The sequence below is a fragment of the Variovorax sp. EL159 genome (assembly GCF_900100965.1).
Lineage (GTDB): Bacteria > Pseudomonadota > Gammaproteobacteria > Burkholderiales > Burkholderiaceae_C > Variovorax.
The window spans coordinates 1,212,927-1,230,146 of sequence record NZ_FMUJ01000001.1 but is presented as its reverse complement, the minus strand read 5'-3'; the positions used below and the strand labels follow the sequence as shown (position 1 = coordinate 1,230,146).

Sequence of the window (17,220 nt, the reverse complement as noted above, 5' to 3'; positions counted from 1 at the left end):
CGTCAATGCTCCTGGGGGGCGGTCTTTCGGACCGGATGCAAAACAATGGGTCGCTCGGTCGCGCGGCGCTGGGCCATGCGCTCGGCCGCGCGGGTGCGGTCCTTGACGTCGCCGGCGAGCTGTCCGCAGGCGGCATCGATGTCGTCGCCGCGCGTCTTGCGCACGGTCGTCACGAGCCCGGCCTCGCTCAGCGTCTTGGCGAACGCCAGCACACGCGGCTGCGGCGAACGCAGCAGGCCCGAGGCCGGAAACGGATTGAATGGAATCAGGTTGAACTTGCACGAAACGCCATGCGTTCGCACGAGTTCGATCAATTGCTTTGCGTGCTCGGGCTGGTCGTTCACGCCATCGAGCATGCAGTACTCGAAGGTGATGAAGTCGCGCGGCGCATGCACCAGATAGCGCTTGCAGGCTTCGAGCAGTTCGGCAATCGGATACTTGCGATTGAGCGGCACGAGGTCGTCGCGCAGCGCATCGTTGGGCGCATGCAGCGACACCGCCATGGCCACGGGGCAATCGGCGCCCAGCCGGTCGATCATCGGCACGACGCCGGAGGTCGACACGGTCACGCGGCGGCGCGACAGCCCATAGGCGTTGTCGTCGAGCATGGTGCGCAAGGCGGGCACCAGCGCCGAGTAGTTCTGCAGCGGCTCGCCCATGCCCATCATCACCACGTTGGAGATGACGCGCTCGTCGCGCTTCAGGTGCTTGCGAAGGAAGTGCTCGGCAAACCACAGCTGGGCGACGATTTCGCCCGTGCTGAGGTTGCGGCTGAAGCCCTGATGCCCGGTCGAGCAAAAGCGGCAACCGACCGCACAGCCGGCTTGAGACGACACGCACAGGGTGCCGCGGTCGTCTTCGGGAATGAATACGGCTTCGACGGCATTGCCGTCACCGACGTCGAACAGCCACTTGATCGTGCCGTCCTTGGATTCGTGCTGCGTGAGAACCGGGAGCGCCTCGACGCGCGCGGTGGTGGCGAGTTTCTCGCGCAGCGACTTGGCCAGATCCGTCATCTGGGTGAAGTCGCTGGCGCCACGCTGGTGAACCCAGCGGAACAGCTGCGTGGCGCGGAAACGCTTCTCGCCGAGTTTTTCGCAGAACGCAGCCAACCCCTCGAGATCGAAGTCGAGCAGGTTGGCCGTGGTCATGGAATCAGTCGACAGACAGCTTCAGCGTGCGTAGACGTTGAGGCCGGCGAAGAAGAACGAGACTTCGTTCGCTGCGGTTTCAGGGGCGTCCGAACCATGGACTGCGTTGGCGTCGATGCTGTCGGCGAAGTCGGCGCGGATGGTACCGGCGGCGGCCTTCTTCGGATCGGTGGCGCCCATCAGGTCACGGTTCTTGGCGATGGCGTTTTCGCCTTCGAGCACTTGCACGAACACGGGGCCCGAGATCATGAACTCGACCAGGTCCTTGAAGAAGGGACGCTCCTTGTGCACCGAATAGAACTGCTCTGCTTCGTTGCGCGACAGGTGCACCAGCTTGGCGGCGACGATCTTGAGGCCGGCAGCCTCGAAGCGGGAAACGATCTTGCCGATGACGTTCTTGGCGACGGCGTCGGGCTTGATGATGGAAAGGGTACGTTCGATAGCCATTGAAATGCTTCCTGAGCTTGATTTTGAAGTGTTTTGTCACAACTGCAACGAATTTGTTGCGTCACAAGTCGACAAAGCCTCTGATTTTAACCGGCGCAAGCCCCGGGATTGGCGAAAACCCCGTGAAAGGCCGCGCTGAAACGGCAGGCTTTCAGCGCCCGCGACGGCGTCCGCCGCCTTGGCCACCCTGGCCACCGAAGCCGCCACCACCGCCGCCTCCGCCACGGCGACCACCCGGGCCGCCGCGTTGCTCCTTGCGCTGGCGCGAGAAGCTGTCGGCGCCGATGTAGCCCAGCGAGGTCTTCATCGGATCAGGCTGGTTGGCACCGCTCGGCTGACGGTCGTCGCCCTGCTGACGATTGCCTCCGCCCTGGCGGTTGTTGCCACCGCCATTGCCACGGCGCCCCTGCCCTTGCGGGGGGCCACCGTTGCCACCGCCACGGTTGGCACGACCGCCCCGATCGCCACGCGGGGGACGGCCATCGCCCAGCGGACTGGGGATCGGCGCATCGCGCCCCTCGCCGCGCGGTTGCTGGCCGCCACCGCCATTGCGATTGCCACGGCGCTTCTTGTTGCGACCATTGCGACCGCCACCTTCGGAGCCGCCTGGGCCGCGTTGCGGCGGGCCCGCCGGGCGCGCGGCCGCACCACCGGACGCCTGGAACAGCGCGCGGATGTCGCGCTCGTCCAGTTCCATCCAGGCGCCGCGCTTCAGGCCACGCGGCAGCACCATCGCGCCATAGCGGATACGAATCAGCCGGCTGACCGCATGGCCCACCGACTCGAACAGCCGGCGAACCTCGCGATTGCGACCTTCGGAAATGGTCACGCGGTACCAGCAATTGGAACCTTCGCCACCGCCCTCTTCGATCGTGCCGAACTGGGCCATGCCGTCCTCGAGGCGAACGCCATCAAGGAGCTTCTGCTTTTCTTCGCTGCTGAGCGCACCCAGCACGCGCACCGCGTACTCACGCTCCAGGCCGAAACGCGGATGCATGAGCTGGTTGGCCAGGTCACCGGAGCTGCTGAACAGCAGCAGGCCTTCGGTGTTCAGGTCGAGCCGACCGACGGACTGCCACTTGCCCTGCTGCAGGCGCGGAAGCTTGCGAAACACGGTCGGGCGGTTCTGCGGATCGTCGTGCGTGACGACCTCGCCGGTGGGCTTGTGGTACGCGATCACGCGCGGCGGCGGCGGCGCGATGCGATAGCGGATCGGCTTGCCGTTGATCTTGACCTGGTCGCCGTATTGGATGCGCTGGCCGATGTGGGCAGGTTCGTTGTTGACCGAGATGCGGCCCTGCAGGATCAGCGCCTCCATTTCGAGCCGCGAACCAAGGCCGGCCTGCGCCAGCACCTTGTGCAGCTTGGGCGAATCGGCTTCGGGCAGCAGCACGCGCTTGAGCGGCGGCACCTCGGGGCTTTCCTCGTCGGCGTCGAACTGGCCCGAAATGACGTCGGCAAAGCGGATCGGCTCGGGCGGAAGCGCGTTGCGCTGCTCGCGCTCGGCGGCGCGGCGCGCACGGTCGAGGTCGTCTTCCTCTTCGTCGGGCTCTTCTTCGTCCTCGCCCTGGTCGTCGCGATGGCCGTGCGCCGCTTCTTCCGAAGGACGCGATATCTCGACCGGTGCGGGAACGCGATCTTCTTCGAGCGCCTCGGCAACGACCTGGGCCGCTTCAACTGCGGCAGCCGCGCCAGCTTCAGGGGCCGGGGCAACTGGCGCCGCTTCGAGCACGGTCGTCACAGCCTCATCAGCCACAGGCTGTTCGACAGGCTTTTTCTTGCGGGCACGCGGCTTCTTGGGCTCTTCGGCCTCCACCGGCGCAACAGCCTCAGGCGCTACCGATTCAATAGCATCACCCGCAGCCTTCTTGGGCGCAGCCGCTCTTTTCTTCTTCTTGATTTCGGGCTCGACCGGCGGCATTGCCGCGTCGTCGGTGTCGGATGGGCTCATGAGGTTTTTCCGGGAGAAACTGCGTGGGGATCGGCCTCGTCCAGAGACGTGGTGTCGGGTTCTGGTTCTGGCTGTGATAGGAGCTCGGGCGCTGGGGCGGCCTCGGCCTGCGGCACCGCGTCAGCGTCTGCGGCCGACTCGGCCGCCGGTTCGGCGATGGGCTCGTGCTCGACCGCCGCCTCGGACGTGATCTCGACCGCATCGGCTGCTGCGGCGTTTTCGACCACCTGCGCCGTGGCGGCCTCCAAGACCTCGGGCGCGGCCTCCACGGTCGTGGGCTCGCCCACTGGAGCGGCAGCCTCTTGCGAAGCGCCCTCCTCCGCAGAGGCTTGGGCCGCACCCTCTTCGATCAGCAGGTCCGGCTGGTCGCCCGACGCCTGTTCGAGCGCGTCGACGAGCGCAGCCTGTTGCGCCGGGGTTTCGATCAGCGGCAATTCGCTGAGGGACGCCAGGCCCAGATCATCGAGAAACTGGCGCGTGGTGGCATAGAGCGCCGGCCGGCCGACCGTTTCGCGATGGCCGATGACCTCGACCCAACCGCGATCCTCGAGCTGCTTGAGGATCAGCGAGTTGATCGTGACGCCGCGAATGTCTTCCATGTCGCCGCGCGTGGCCGGCTGACGGTAGGCAATGATGGCCAGCGTCTCGAGGGCGGCGCGCGTGTAGCGCGGCGGCTTCTCGGGGTGCAGGCGATCGAGGTGGTCGCGCATCTCGGGCCGGCTCTGGAAGCGCCAGCCACTGCCGACGCTCACCAGCTCCAGGCCGCGTTGCGCCCAGTCTTCCTGCAATTCAAGCAACAGCACCTTGATGGTGTCCACACCCAGCTCGTCGTCGAAAAGCACGCGCATGTCGCGCACCGGCAGCGGCTGGCTCGAACAGATCAAGGCGGTTTCGAGAATGCGCTTGGCATCCGCCGTATTCATGATTCGCGTTATCCGGGAAAAGGCGCCTGGTCGACGCTTGTTCAGAAGGATGAAAGAAGGAGGCGTTGCCGGCACTCGGCGAATGCAACGCGGGGCCGGCATCGAGGGGCCGGCGAGGCCCTCGGGCCGTCAGGCGCGATTGTAGTCCAGCCCCCATGACTGCAAAGCCTGGGCGAGATCGGGCGGCGGCGGCGAGCGGAACTCCATCGCGGCCTGCGTGACAGGATGCACGAAGGCGAGCCTGAATGCATGAAGCGCCTGCCGCTCCAGCCCGACGGCAGGCGCGCCGCCATAGAGCGCATCGCCGACCAGCGGATGCCCGATGGACGCCATGTGCACGCGAATCTGGTGGGTGCGGCCGGTTTCGAGCGTGCACTGCACGGCACAGCCGTCGGCATGGGAGTCGAGCCGCTCGATCAGCGTGCGCGCCGTCTTGCCCGGATGACGCTCCAAGTCGACCACCGCCATGCGCAGCCGGTTGCGCGGATCGCGGCCGATGGGGGCATCGACCTGTCGGGCGGCGGCGCCGAGCCAGGGCTTGTGCGCCATCGCCAGATACTGCCGCTTGACCTCGCGCGCGGCGATCAGCGCCACCATCGCGTCCATGGCGGCCCGCGTGCGCGCCACGACCATCAGCCCGCTGGTGTCGCGGTCGAGCCGGTGCACGATGCCGGCGCGCGGCAGCAGCACGGCCTTCGGGTCCAGCGCCAGCAGGCCATTCAGCAGCGTGCCGCTCCAGTGGCCCGGCGCCGGGTGCACGACCAGCCCGGCCGGCTTGTCGATGATGCGCAGGTGCTCGTCTTCGTGCACGGTGACGAGGTCCATCGACTCGGGGCGGAAGGCCTGGCTCTGCGGCGTGGGCCGCAGTTCGATGCGACCTGCCTGCCCCGCCTTTACCGTCGCCGAGACCTTTGTGAGCGTGCGCCCCTGAAGCTCCACCGCCCCGGCCTCGATCAATTGCTGCAGGTAGCTGCGGGAAAACTCGGGCACCAGCGCAGCAAGCGCGCGGTCGAGCCGCTGCCCGTGCTGGGCCTGGTCCACGACAAAGGGCCGCAGCTCGCTGGCCTCGATCGGATCGGCGCCCTCTTCGTGTTCGGACGCCTCCACGGTTTCAGGGGTATTGCCCGAAGGGTCGGTCGATATAATTGAGGGCAACTGTTTCACGAAAGCCGTATGTGATGTTTCGCGCCAAATTATCGGTCCCCACCTGGATCGCGCTCGGCTTAGCGGCTGCACTTGCAGCTGGCTGCTCTTCCACCAAGGAAGACAAGACCGCCGGCTGGAGCCCCAACCGCATTTATTCCGAAGCCAAGGACGAAGCCGGATCGGGCGGCTACGACAAGGCGATTCCGCTCTACGAGAAGCTCGAAGGCCGTGCCGCCGGCACGCCGCTCGCGCAGCAGGCGCAGCTGGAAAAGGCCTACGCCCAATACAAGTCGGGCGAAAAGGCGAATGCCATCGCCACCATCGACCGCTTCATGAAGCTGCACCCGGCGAGCCCGGCGCTCGACTACGCGCTGTACCTCAAGGGCGTGATCAACTTCAATGACGACCTCGGCATGTTCGCGTTCCTGACGCGCCAGGACCTGTCCGAGCGCGACCAGAAGGCCGCCAAGGAGTCGTTCCAGTCCTTCAAGGACCTCGTCACGCGATTCCCCGATTCGCGCTACGCGCCCGATGCGCGCCAGCGCATGAACTACATCGTGAACTCGCTGGCCCAATACGAAGTGCATGTGGCCCGCTACTACTACACGCGCGGCGCCTACCTGGCCGCCATCAACCGCGCCCAGATCGCGCTGTCTGACTACCGCGAAGTGCCGGCGCTCGAAGAAGCCCTGTACATCATGGTGAAGTCGTACGACGCCCTCGGCATGAAGGACCTGCGCGACGACGCGCAACGGGTGCTGACCACCAACTACCCGCAAAGCACGTTCCTCGCGAACGGCTTCCGCGGCAAGGACGATCCCTGGTGGAAGGTCTGGTAAGCCGGGACTTTTTTCCGCTTTCCAACAAAATCTCGCGCCTCGGCGCGTAACGCCAAAGCCTCCCTCACGGGAGGCTTTGGCGCTTCTGGCTAGCTCTTGAGCGCTTCCAGCGCCGCGTTGAAATCCGATTCGTTGTCCAGCCGGCGCATAGGTGGCAACGCTGCCAGCAGCCGGCGCCCATACCCCATCGCCACCAGGCGGGTATCGCAGATCGCCAGCACGCCGCTGTCGGTCTCGCGCCGGATCAACCGCCCCGCACCCTGCTTCAAGGCCACGGCCGCTTCGGGCAACGAGTAGTCGCTGAACGAACTCCGACCCTGCGCCTCGAGACGCTGCGAGCGCGCCTCGACCAAGGGATCGTTCGGCGGCGGGAACGGCAGCTTGTCGATCACCACCAATTGCAGCGCATCGCCGGGCGCATCGAAGCCCTCCCAGAACGAAGCCGACGCGACCAGCACACAGCCCGCGCGACCGTCGCTCGCGCCCTCCCGGAAACGGTCCATCAGCACGCGCTTGGGCAACTCGCCCTGCACCAGCACCTCGGGCCGTGCATCGGTTTCGAGCAGCTCGAACTGCTGCCGCATCGCGTCGCCGATGGTGCGCAGGGCTCGCAGCGTGGTCGTCAACACCAGGGTGCGGCCGCCGAGTTCGGCCGCACCATGCGCAGCCAGTTGCGCGACCCGTTGGCTGTGCACCGGATCGTTGGGTTTCGGAAAAGTACGCGGCACGTACAGCGCAGCCTGCGAGGCGTAGTCGAAGGGGCTCTGCACACGCAGCACTTCCGCATCGTGCAGACCGCAGGGCTCGGTGAACCATCGCAACGTGGGCTCGTCGCCCAGCGTGGCCGACGTGAAGACCCAGGCGCGGCCGCCGTCCTCGTGCACCGGCTCCTCGCGCGCGACCTCTTCGCCATAGCCATCGACTTCAGCCTCGACCTCTGCAATCTTGAGCACGCGCTTGCGCATGGCCTCGGCGATGTCGAGCGGCGACTCGATCAACCGCAGTTGCGAGCCCACATCGACCCAGCGCACCGAATCGACCTCACAGGGCAATGCGAAGCGCGCCGTGCGCTTCGCGAGTTGCCGTGCCCGCTCGTGCAAACGCACGAAGTCGGGAGAAATTTCGCTGACCGTATCGAGCCCCTCGGCGGCCAACTCGAAAGAATGTTGCAGGTCATCGAGCGATTGCTGCCAGGCGTCCGGATCGATGCCCTCGGGCGAAGCGCCCAGCCAGCGCAGCTTGGTACCCGGCCATTGCTTGCCGACCACCAGCCGCAGCTCGCGCGCAGCGCGTTCGACCCCCGCGACCAGCTGCTGCCAGTCGACCAGTCCACGCGCATGCTGGAGCCCGGCACCGAGCATGTCGCGCGCGAAATCGAGCGCCTGCCCGCTGCCGAGTTGTGCGCCCAGGAACTGCACGCCGGTTTCGTTGAGTTGATGGGCTTCGTCGAACACCACCACGCTCACGGTCGGCAGCAGCTCCGCCATGCCGGTCTCGCGCACCGCCAAGTCGGCAAAGAACAGATGGTGGTTGATGACCACGATGTCGGCCGCCAGCGCCTCGCGCCGGGCCAGATTGACATGGCAAGGCTTGAACTGCGGGCACTGCGCGCCCAGGCAGTTCTCGCGCGTGGAGGTGATCAGCGGGATCAGGGGCGAGCGCTCGTCCAGCCCTGGCAATTCGGCCAGGTCGCCCGTGCGCGTGGCCTTCGACCATTGCTCGATCTTGGCGAGCGTGCGCAGGCTGCCGCGCTCCGGCAGCGACGCGTCGTGCCGCGCCGTGTCGAGGCGATGCAGGCACAGGTAGCTGCCGCGCCCCTTGAGCAGCGCCGTGCGCACCGGCAGCCCGAATGCCTCGACCAGCCGCGGCAGATCGCGGCCGAACAGCTGGTCTTGCAAGGTCTTGGTGGCGGTCGACAACAGCACGCGCTCGCCGCTCAGCAGCGCCGGCACGAGATACGAAAAAGTCTTGCCCACGCCGGTGCCGGCCTCGACGACCAGCACGCCGCCCTGATCGATGGTGCGGGCAACAGCCATCGCCATTTCGGTCTGGCCCGAGCGCTCGCGGAATTGATCGGCAGCGCGCGACAACGCACCGTCGGGCGCGAAGGCGTCGCGCACCTTGTCTTCGAGGCTTTCCGTCACGCAGGTTCTCTCGGGTCGAGCATGTTTTCGACGCGCGTGATCTGGTCACGCAGCGCAAGGCGGCGCTTTTTCAGGCGCCGCAGCAAAAGCTCGTCTTGTGGCAACGCCTCGGCCAGCCGGTCGATGGTGGCGTCCAGATCGGCATGCTCGATGCGCAGTTCGATCAGTTGGCGGGAAAGGGAATGAAGATTGGAGTCCAACGGTGGGGAGCGAACGCGGGGTTTTCGCGGCGCATGTTCATTCGATAATACGTCCTGACAAGAATCCCCGAGAAGACAGAAAACGCGCCCTGAGCGCATACGCCTCATGACTCAAGGCTTTCGACTTGCCGCGGCCACCGGACTCCACAAGGGTGACCGCCCCTACCAGCAGGACCAGGTGCTGATGATGAGCCATCCGCGCGTGCCCGGCTGCGTGCTGGGCGTCGTGGCCGACGGCATGGGCGGGCGCAGCGGCGGGCGCAAGGCCTCCGACCAGGTGCTGATGACGGCGCGCCAGCTCTTCACGCGCTACCAGCCCGGCCGCGACAACCCCGAGGCCATGCTCAAGCAGATGCTGGAAGACTCGCACACGGTGATCAAGCTCACCGCCATCTCGAGCGAACAGGAACCGCACAGCACCCTCGCCGCCTTCCTGATGAATCCGAAGGGCGACTGCGCCTGGATCCACGCCGGCGATTCGCGCATCTATCACTTTCACGACGGCCAGCTCATCAAGCGCACCCGCGACCATTCGTACGTGCAGGCGCTGATCGACCGCGGCCAGATCAGCGAAGCCGAGGCCAACACGCACCCGCAAGGCAACATCCTGCTGGGCTGCCTGGGCATGGCGACAACGCCACCGCCCATCGATCCGCACTACATCCCCAAGATGGAATCAGGCGATCTGCTGATGGCCTGCAGCGACGGCCTTTGGCACTACTTCAGCCCCGAAGAACTGGCAAGCGTGCTCTACGCGCAGCCGCCGCGCGATGCGGTTGAAATCCTGGTGGGGGAAGCACGCCGCCGGGCCCGTGGCACCGGCGACAACATTTCGATTGCCGTCCTGAAGCTCGACGCGCTCCCGGCAGCGGACTGACCGGCAGGCCACTCCCATATCTGACTCAGCGCGCGGGCGCCGAGGCAGCCGGTGCCGGCGGCAACGGCGCACCGCGCGGCTTGCTGCGGTTGGCGTTCTGCCGCTCGCGGCTGGCCCGGTGCTCCTCGGCACGCTTTTGCTTGTTTTCGTACTGCTGGACGGCGGTCGGCGCCTCGGCCCGGCGCTGCGCAGCCTTGGCCTGCTCGTCGGCGTTCGCCTTTTGCTTGGATTCGAACTGGCGCTGGCGCTCGGCATCCTGTGCCGCGGCCGAAGCCCGGCTGGCCGCGTGGTCGGCGGCGCGCTGCTCGCGGTCCTTCTGGTTCTGGATCGACTGGTCTCGCTTCTCGGGCGAATCCTCCGAACGCGGCGTGCTCGCCTTCTGGTCGAGCTTCTGCAGCTCGGCCGCGCCGCTGCGCTGGCGCTGGATGTCGTTGATCGCCGTTTCCTGGCGCTTGATGTTGGCCGTGTCGACGCGCCGCCGGTCGCGGCTCTCGCGCAGGCAGTCTTCGACCGCGAATTTCTTGTAGCAGGCCACCCGCTCTTGCAGAAAACGCTTTTCGACGGCCTCGCGTTCGGCGGAAAGCCTGCTGCGTTCGGCATCGAGGTCGACACCGCCCGACGCCGCATTGGACTGCGCCCAAAGCGGCAGGCTGGCCAGTGTCATCAACAGGGCAAGAGCGATTTTTTTCATGTAAGTCGGGTGTCGACGACGCGTCGTTCGAGGGCAAGAAACTCGCTCGACTGCATCTCGGTGAGCCGGGAAACCGTGCGCGGAAACTCGTGCGCCAGCGGCCCCTCGGTGTACAACGCCTCCGGCGGAACCTCGGCCGACATGATGAGCTTGACGCGCCGGTCGTACAAGACGTCGATCAGCCAGGTGAAACGACGTGCTTCAGAGGCCATGCGCACCGGCATGTGCGGCACGTCGGACAGCAGCACCGTGTGGAACTGGCTGGCAATTTCGAGGTAGTCGTTCTGCGAGCGCGGTCCGCCGCACAGCGTCTTGAAGTCGAACCAGACCACGCCGCCGGCCTTGCGCCGTGCGCGGATCTCGCGCTGCTCGATGTGCAGCACGGGGTTTTCATCCGCCGTTTCGGCCAGCTTGTCGAAGGCCTTGCGCATTTCCTTCTCGGACGCCGCGTCGTTGGGCGTGAGGTACATGCGCAGTTGCTCGAGCGTGCGGCGCCGGTAGTCGGTGCCGTTGTCCACGCTGAGCACTTCGAGCTTCTCGTTGAGCAGCGCGATCGCGGGCAGGATGCGGTCGCGATGCAGCCCGCCGGGGTACAGGTCGTCGGGCTTGAAGTTGGAGGTGGTGACAAAGCCCACGCCGTTCTCGAACAACGCCACCAGCAGCCGATGAAGAATCATCGCGTCGGTGATGTCCGCCACGTGGAATTCGTCGAAGCAGATCAGCTTGTAGCGCTTGGAAATGCGCAGCCCCAGCTCGTCGAGCGGGTTGACGGTGCCCTGCAGCTCGCGCAGTTCGCGGTGCACCTCGCGCATGAACTCGTGAAAGTGCAGGCGCGTCTTGCGCCGCAGCGGCACGGCGTTGAAGAACAGGTCCATCAGGAAGCTCTTGCCACGCCCGACGCCGCCGTACATGTACACGCCGCGCGGCAGCTCCGGCCGGTTGATGAACTTCTTCAGCGCGTTGGAACGCTGCGCCTTGTACTCGGCCCACTCGTTCGCGCAGCGATCGAGCGCCTGGACGGCACGCAGTTGCGCGGGATCGCTCTTGAACCCGCGCGCCGCGAGTTCCGCTTCGTAAGCCTGTATGACGCTCAAGGGATTCAGATCGCTGGAAATTGAAAAGCTTCAATCACCCGGTTGACGGGCGATTGAAGCCGGTTCGCTCAAACAATCAGAAGTTGAGCGTGCGCTTGTCGACCGCCAGGGCCGCTTCCTTCGTGGCTTCCGACAGCGACGGATGGGCGTGGCAAATGCGCGCGATGTCTTCGGCGCTCGCCTTGAATTCCATCGCCACGACGGCTTCGGAGATCAGTTCGCTGGCTTGCGGACCCACGATGTGCACGCCCAGGATCTCGTCGGTCGCGGCATCGGCCAGGAACTTGACCATGCCGGTCGTGTCGCCCAGCGCGCGTGCGCGGCCGTTCGCCAGGAACGGAAAGGTGCCAGCCTTGTAGGCGCGGCCCGAGGCCTTGAGCTGCTGCTCGGTCTGGCCGACCCATGCGATCTCGGGGTTGGTGTAGATCACCCACGGCACGGTGTTGAAGTTGACGTGACCGTGCTGGCCCGCAATGCGCTCCGCCACGGCAACGCCCTCTTCCTCGGCCTTGTGCGCCAACATCGGGCCGCGCACCACGTCGCCGATGGCCCACACGTTGGGCAGGTTGGTCTTGCAGTCGTCGTCCACGGCAATGGCGCCGCGCTCGTCGAGCTTCAGGCCCACGGCTTCGGCGTTCAGGCCGATGGTGTTGGGCACGCGGCCGATCGAGACGATCAGCTTGTCGACTTCCAGCGTCTGGGCTTCGCCCTTGGCGTCGGTCCAGGCCACGCTCACGCCCTTCTTGGACGACTTGATCTCGCCGACCTTCACGCCGAGTTCGATCTTGAGCTTCTGCTTGTCGAAAGCCTTCTTGGCTTCCTTGGCAATCTGCTCGTCGACCGCGCCGAGGAAAGTCGGCAGCGCTTCGAGCACCGTGACTTCGGCGCCCAGGCGACGCCACACCGAGCCCATTTCGAGGCCGATGACGCCCGAGCCGATCAGGCCCAGCTTCTTCGGCACCGCGCCGATGCGCAGTGCGCCGTCGTTCGAGAGGATGTTCTCCTCGTCGAACGGCACGCCCGGCAGCGCGCGGGCGTTGGAGCCCGTGGCAACCACGATGTGCTTGCCGCTGATCGACTCTTCGGCTGCGCCCGCCACCTTGATCTCGTAGCCGGTTTCATCGGTCTTCACGAACGATGCGCGGCCATGAAAGAAGGTGATCTTGTTCTTCTTGAACAGGTACAGGATGCCGTCGTTGTTCTGCTTCACGACCTGGTCCTTGCGGGCCAGCATCTTGTCGAGGTCGAGGCCCAGGCCTTCGACCTTGATGCCGTGGTCGGCGAAGTGGTGGCCGGCCTGGTCGAAGTGCTCCGACGATTGCAGCAGTGCCTTCGAGGGGATGCAGCCGACGTTGGTGCAAGTGCCGCCCGGTGCGGGGCCGCCCTTGCCGTTCTTCCACTCGTCGACACAGGCGACGTTGAAGCCGAGCTGCGCTGCGCGAATGGCGGCGATGTAGCCGCCAGGGCCGCCGCCGATGACGATGACGTCGAATTGTTTGTTTGCCATCTGGTTCTCTCTCCTCAGATATCGAACAGCAGACGCGACGGATCTTCCAGCGCTTCCTTCATGGCAACCAGGCCCAGCACGGCTTCGCGGCCGTCGATGATCCGGTGGTCATAGCTCATGGCGAGGTAGTTCATCGGGCGGATGACGATCTGGCCGTTTTCGACCACGGCGCGATCCTTCGTGGCGTGCACGCCGAGGATGGCCGACTGGGGCGGGTTGATGATCGGGGTCGACAGCATCGAGCCGAAGGTGCCGCCGTTCGAGATCGAGAACGTGCCGCCGGTCATGTCTTCGATGCCCAGCTTGCCGTCCTGGGCCTTCTTGCCGAACTCGGCGATCTTCTTTTCGATGTCGGCAAAGCTCATCTGGTCGGCATTGCGCAGGATCGGCACCACCAGGCCGCGCGGCGAACCGACGGCGATACCGATGTCGAAGTAGCCGTGGTACAGGATGTCGTTGCCGTCGACCGAGGCGTTGATCACCGGGTACTTCTTCAGTGCGTGCACCGCGGCCTTCACGAAGAAGGACATGAAGCCGAGCTTCACGCCGTGTTCCTTGGTGAAGCTGTCCTGGAAGCGCTTGCGCAGTTCCATGACGGGCGCCATGTTGACTTCGTTGAAGGTCGTCAGGATGGCGTTGGTCGACTGCGACTGCAGCAGGCGCTCGGCGATGCGGGCGCGCAGGCGGCTCATGGGCACGCGCTGTTCCGGACGCTCGCCCAGGTCGGGCGCGCCGGTCGGTGCGCTCACCTGCGGCAGCGCGGGCTTGGCCGCCGGCGCGGGGATGGTGGCAGCCACGGCGGGCTTGGCGCCTGCAGCGACCGCGCCGAGCACGTCACCCTTGGTGACGCGGCCGTCCTTGCCGGTACCGGCCACGTCGCCGGTCTTCAGGTTGTTGTCGGCCAGCAGCTTGGCGGCCGCGGGCATGGCCACGTCCGACTTCGAACCACCGGTGGCGGTGGCGGCGGCAGCGGCTGCGGGGGCAGGCGCTGCTGCAGCCGGCGCAGCCGCGGGAGCGGCTGCCGGTGCGGCGGCCGAAGCCTTGCCTTCGGTGTCGATCTTGGCGATCAGCTGATCGGCCACCACGGTGGCGCCATCGGGCTGCACGATCTCGGCCAGCACGCCAGCCGAAGGCGCGGGCACTTCCAGCACGACCTTGTCGGTCTCGATCTCGATCAGGATTTCATCGACGGCGACGGCTTCGCCGGCCTTCTTCTTCCAGGTGAGCATGGTGGCCTCGGCCACGGATTCAGAAAGCTGGGGAACTTTGACTTCTACGATAGACATTTGGAGTGAGCTCCGTTTTGTTCTTGAGGGTGTTCGTGTGAAAGAGAACGGGTTTTACTTGGTCAGCACGAAGCCCTTGAGCTTGCCAAATGCGCCATCGACGAGCGCCTTCTGCTGTTCCTGGTGCAGGTGCGAGTAGCCCACCGCCGGCGATGCCGAGGCGGCACGGCCGGAGTAGCCGAGCTTCTGGCCTTCCTGCATGTTTTCGTGGATGTAGTGCTGCACGAAGAACCAGGCGCCCTGGTTCTGCGGCTCGTCCTGGCACCAGACCACGTCCACGAGGTTCGGGTACTTCTTGATCTCGGCGGCAAAGGCCTTGTGCGGGAACGGATAGAGCTGCTCGACGCGGATGATCGCCACGTCGTCGTCGCCCTTTTCCTCGCGCTTCTTGGCCAGGTCGTAGTAGACCTTGCCCGAGCAGGCGATCAGGCGCTTGACCTTCTCGGCCTTCAGTGCCTTGCTTTCCGGGATCACGGTCTGGAAGCTGCCCTTGGTGAACTCGGCCAGCGGCGAGGTCGCGTCCTTGTTGCGCAGCAGCGACTTGGGCGTGAGGATGATCAGCGGCTTGCGCAGGTTGCGCACCATCTGGCGACGCAGCACGTGGAAGATCTGGCTGGCCGTGGTCGGCTGCACCACCTGCATGTTGGTGTCGGCGCTCAGCTGCATGAAGCGCTCCAGGCGTGCCGAGCTGTGCTCGGGGCCCTGGCCTTCGTAGCCGTGCGGCAGCATCATCGTCAGGCCGTTGATGCGGCCCCACTTCACTTCGCCCGAGGCGATGAACTGGTCGATCACCACTTGCGCGCCGTTCACGAAGTCGCCGAACTGGGCTTCCCAGATGACGAGCGTGTTCGGGTCGTTCGAGGCGTAGCCGTATTCGAACGCGAGCACGGCTTCTTCCGACAGGATCGAGTCGATGACGACGAACGGTGCCTGGTTTTCAGCGACGTTCTGCAGCGGCGTGTAGGTGCCGGTGTCGAACTTTTCGCGGTTCTGGTCGTGCAGCACGGCGTGGCGGTGCGTGAACGTGCCGCGGCCCGAGTCTTCGCCCGACAGGCGAACCGGGTAGCCGCTGGCCACCAGCGAGGCGAAGGCCATGTGCTCGCCCATGCCCCAGTCGACGTTGACCTCGCCGCGGCCCATGGCGGCGCGGTCGTCCAGCACCTTCTTGACGAGCGGGTGCACGGTGAAGCCTTGCGGCGCGGTGGTGATCTTTTCGGCCAGGCGCTTCCACTCGGACGAGGGAATCGCGGTGTCGCCGGCGTCGGTCCACTTCTTGTTGAGGTACGGGCTCCAGTCGACGGCGTACTTGCTCTTGAAGTTGGTGAGCACGGGGTCGACCGTGTTCTTGCCTTCGTCGAACGCGGCGCGCTGCGCCTTGACCATGTCGTCGCCGAGCGTGTCGCCCAGGCCTTGCGCAGCCAGCTTGTCGGCGTACAGCTTGCGCGTGCCGGGGTGGGCTGCGATCTTCTTGTACATCAGCGGCTGGGTGAGCGAAGGCGTGTCCTGCTCGTTGTGGCCCAGCTTGCGGAAGCAGATGATGTCGACGACCACGTCCTTCTGGAACTCCATGCGGAAGTCCAGCGCGAGCTGGGTGGCGAGCACCACGGCTTCGGGGTCGTCACCGTTCACGTGCAGCACCGGTGCTTCGATCATCTTGACGATGTCCGAGCAATACAGCGTCGAGCGGCTGTCGCGCGGGTCGCTGGTGGTGAAGCCGATCTGGTTGTTGATGACGATGTGCACCGTGCCGCCGGTGGAGTAGCCACGGGTTTCGGCCAGCGCCAGCGTTTCCATCACGACGCCCTGGCCTGCGAAGGCGGCGTCGCCGTGCACGATCACGGGCAGCACCTGCTTGCCCAGCGGATCGCCGCGGCGGTCCATGCGGGCACGCACCGAGCCTTCGACCACGGGGTTCACGATTTCAAGGTGCGAGGGGTTGAACGCAAGGCTCAGGTGCACCGGGCCGCCGGGGGTGGTCACGTCCGAGCTGAAGCCCTGGTGGTACTTGACGTCGCCGCTGGGCAGCTCTTCGGGGGCGGTGTGGTCGAACTCGGCGAACAGGTCGGCCGGCATCTTGCCGAGCGAGTTGACCAGCACGTTCAGGCGGCCTCGGTGGGCCATGCCGATCACGATTTCCTGCACGCCCTTGACGCCGGCCTGGTTGATCAGCTCGTCCATCGCGACGATGAAGCTTTCGCCGCCTTCGAGCGAGAAGCGCTTCTGGCCGACGTACTTGGTGTGCAGGAAGCGCTCGAGGCCTTCGGCGGCCGTCAGGCGATTGAGCACATGCTTCTTCTGCTCGGCACTGAGCTTCGGATTGGTCCGGGCGCCTTCGAGGCGCAGCTGCCACCAGCGCTTGTGGTTCTGGTCGGTGGTGTACATGTACTCGGCACCCATCGTGCCGCAGTACGTTTCGCGCAGTGCGTTGAGCAGGTCGCGCAAGGACATGGTGTCCTTGCCGAAGAATGTGTTGCTGGTGTTGAACACCGTCTCGAGGTCGGCATCGGTGAAGCCGTAGAACGAGGGCTCGAGTTCCGGAATGGCGGGACGCTCGGCGCGCTTGAGCGGGTCGAGGTCGGCCCAGCGGACGCCGACATTGCGGTAGGCGGCGATCAGTTGCTGGACGGCGGTGCGCTTGCGGCCGAGTTCGGAGTCGGCGCCGCTGGCCTGCACCACCTTGGTCGTGCCCTGCTTCGCGCGTTCGGCGAAAGCGTTGATGACCGGCAGGTGGGGGACGTCGCGGGTGTTGCTGCCGTCGGCAGCGGGCACGTTCTGCAGGGCGTCGAAATACGAACGCCAGTTGTCAGGCACGCTGCCGGGGTTGGAGAGGTAGTTCTCGTACATCTCTTCGACATAGGGCGCATTGCCGCCGAAGAGGTAGGTGTTGCCTTGGTAGGCGCTGTACGCCGATGGCGTCGATGAATCGCTCATGATTCGCTGACCTTCGCTTCCCTGTGGGAAGCA

14 protein-coding genes are annotated in these 17,220 nt (G+C 65.7%); 2 read left to right on the top strand and 12 right to left on the bottom strand.

Features of this window, described 5'->3' with window-relative positions; genetic code table 11:
- Positions 1-2: 2 nt before the first annotated feature.
- The 5 genes from rlmN to BLQ28_RS05765 form a co-directional block, all read right to left on the bottom strand.
- A complete protein-coding gene (rlmN, locus tag BLQ28_RS05785; protein WP_093237556.1) occupies positions 3-1,151 on the bottom strand; it encodes a dual-specificity RNA methyltransferase RlmN in 1,149 nt (382 codons plus the stop codon).
- 21 nt (positions 1,152-1,172) lie between these two features.
- Positions 1,173-1,598 (bottom strand): nucleoside-diphosphate kinase, encoded by a 426-nt coding sequence (gene ndk / locus BLQ28_RS05780; RefSeq protein WP_013542117.1) that lies wholly within the window; start codon positions 1,596-1,598, stop codon positions 1,173-1,175.
- Between the two features lie 151 nt (positions 1,599-1,749).
- On the bottom strand, positions 1,750-3,549 hold the full coding sequence (locus BLQ28_RS05775) for a pseudouridine synthase (RefSeq protein ID WP_093237555.1): 1,800 nt from the start codon (positions 3,547-3,549) through the stop codon (positions 1,750-1,752).
- Entirely contained in the window at positions 3,546-4,472 is a 927-nt protein-coding gene (gene scpB / locus BLQ28_RS05770) for an SMC-Scp complex subunit ScpB (RefSeq protein WP_093237554.1), read from the bottom strand. The genes BLQ28_RS05775 and scpB overlap by 4 nt, the downstream gene beginning before the upstream one ends.
- A gap of 129 nt (positions 4,473-4,601) precedes the next feature.
- A complete protein-coding gene (locus BLQ28_RS05765; protein ID WP_371126574.1) occupies positions 4,602-5,627 on the bottom strand; it encodes an RluA family pseudouridine synthase in 1,026 nt (341 codons plus the stop codon).
- Between the two features lie 23 nt (positions 5,628-5,650).
- On the opposite strand from BLQ28_RS05765, the gene BLQ28_RS05760 reads away from it, so the two are divergent.
- The gene (locus tag BLQ28_RS05760) at positions 5,651-6,457 is read left to right on the top strand and encodes an outer membrane protein assembly factor BamD (RefSeq protein ID WP_093237553.1); all 807 of its coding nucleotides are present in this window, start codon (positions 5,651-5,653) and stop codon (positions 6,455-6,457) included.
- Positions 6,458-6,546: 89 nt separating this feature from the next.
- On the opposite strand, the gene BLQ28_RS05755 is transcribed toward BLQ28_RS05760, so the two are convergent.
- Positions 6,547-8,601 carry a DNA repair helicase YoaA gene (locus tag BLQ28_RS05755; protein ID WP_093237552.1) on the bottom strand — a complete coding sequence of 685 codons (2,055 nt, stop codon included), beginning with the start codon at positions 8,599-8,601 and terminating at the stop codon, positions 6,547-6,549.
- Complete coding sequence (locus BLQ28_RS05750) at positions 8,598-8,801, bottom strand: DUF465 domain-containing protein (protein ID WP_093237551.1); 204 nt, start codon at positions 8,799-8,801, stop codon at positions 8,598-8,600. Before BLQ28_RS05750 ends, BLQ28_RS05755 begins: the two co-directional genes overlap by 4 nt.
- 106 nt (positions 8,802-8,907) lie before the next feature.
- On the opposite strand from BLQ28_RS05750, the gene BLQ28_RS05745 reads away from it, so the two are divergent.
- Entirely contained in the window at positions 8,908-9,678 is a 771-nt protein-coding gene (locus BLQ28_RS05745; protein ID WP_093237550.1) for a PP2C family protein-serine/threonine phosphatase, read from the top strand.
- Positions 9,679-9,703: 25 nt separating this feature from the next.
- Here the strand turns inward: BLQ28_RS05745 and BLQ28_RS05740 are convergent, their stop codons facing one another.
- The 5 genes from BLQ28_RS05740 to BLQ28_RS05720 all read right to left on the bottom strand — a co-directional run bounded on the left by BLQ28_RS05740 (position 9,704) and on the right by BLQ28_RS05720 (position 17,187).
- Complete coding sequence (locus BLQ28_RS05740) at positions 9,704-10,369, bottom strand: hypothetical protein (RefSeq protein WP_093237549.1); 666 nt, start codon at positions 10,367-10,369, stop codon at positions 9,704-9,706.
- Positions 10,366-11,463: a cell division protein ZapE gene (zapE, locus tag BLQ28_RS05735; protein ID WP_093237548.1), complete on the bottom strand. Its 1,098-nt coding sequence runs from the start codon at positions 11,461-11,463 to the stop codon at positions 10,366-10,368. The genes BLQ28_RS05740 and zapE overlap by 4 nt, the downstream gene beginning before the upstream one ends.
- Before the next feature lie 76 nt (positions 11,464-11,539).
- Positions 11,540-12,970: a dihydrolipoyl dehydrogenase gene (lpdA, locus tag BLQ28_RS05730; protein WP_093237547.1), complete on the bottom strand. Its 1,431-nt coding sequence runs from the start codon at positions 12,968-12,970 to the stop codon at positions 11,540-11,542.
- A 14-nt stretch (positions 12,971-12,984) separates the two neighbouring features.
- Positions 12,985-14,256 carry a 2-oxoglutarate dehydrogenase complex dihydrolipoyllysine-residue succinyltransferase gene (gene odhB / locus BLQ28_RS05725; RefSeq protein WP_093237546.1) on the bottom strand — a complete coding sequence of 424 codons (1,272 nt, stop codon included), beginning with the start codon at positions 14,254-14,256 and terminating at the stop codon, positions 12,985-12,987.
- A gap of 54 nt (positions 14,257-14,310) precedes the next feature.
- On the bottom strand, positions 14,311-17,187 hold the full coding sequence (locus BLQ28_RS05720; RefSeq protein ID WP_093237545.1) for a 2-oxoglutarate dehydrogenase E1 component: 2,877 nt from the start codon (positions 17,185-17,187) through the stop codon (positions 14,311-14,313).
- Positions 17,188-17,220 lie beyond the last annotated feature (33 nt).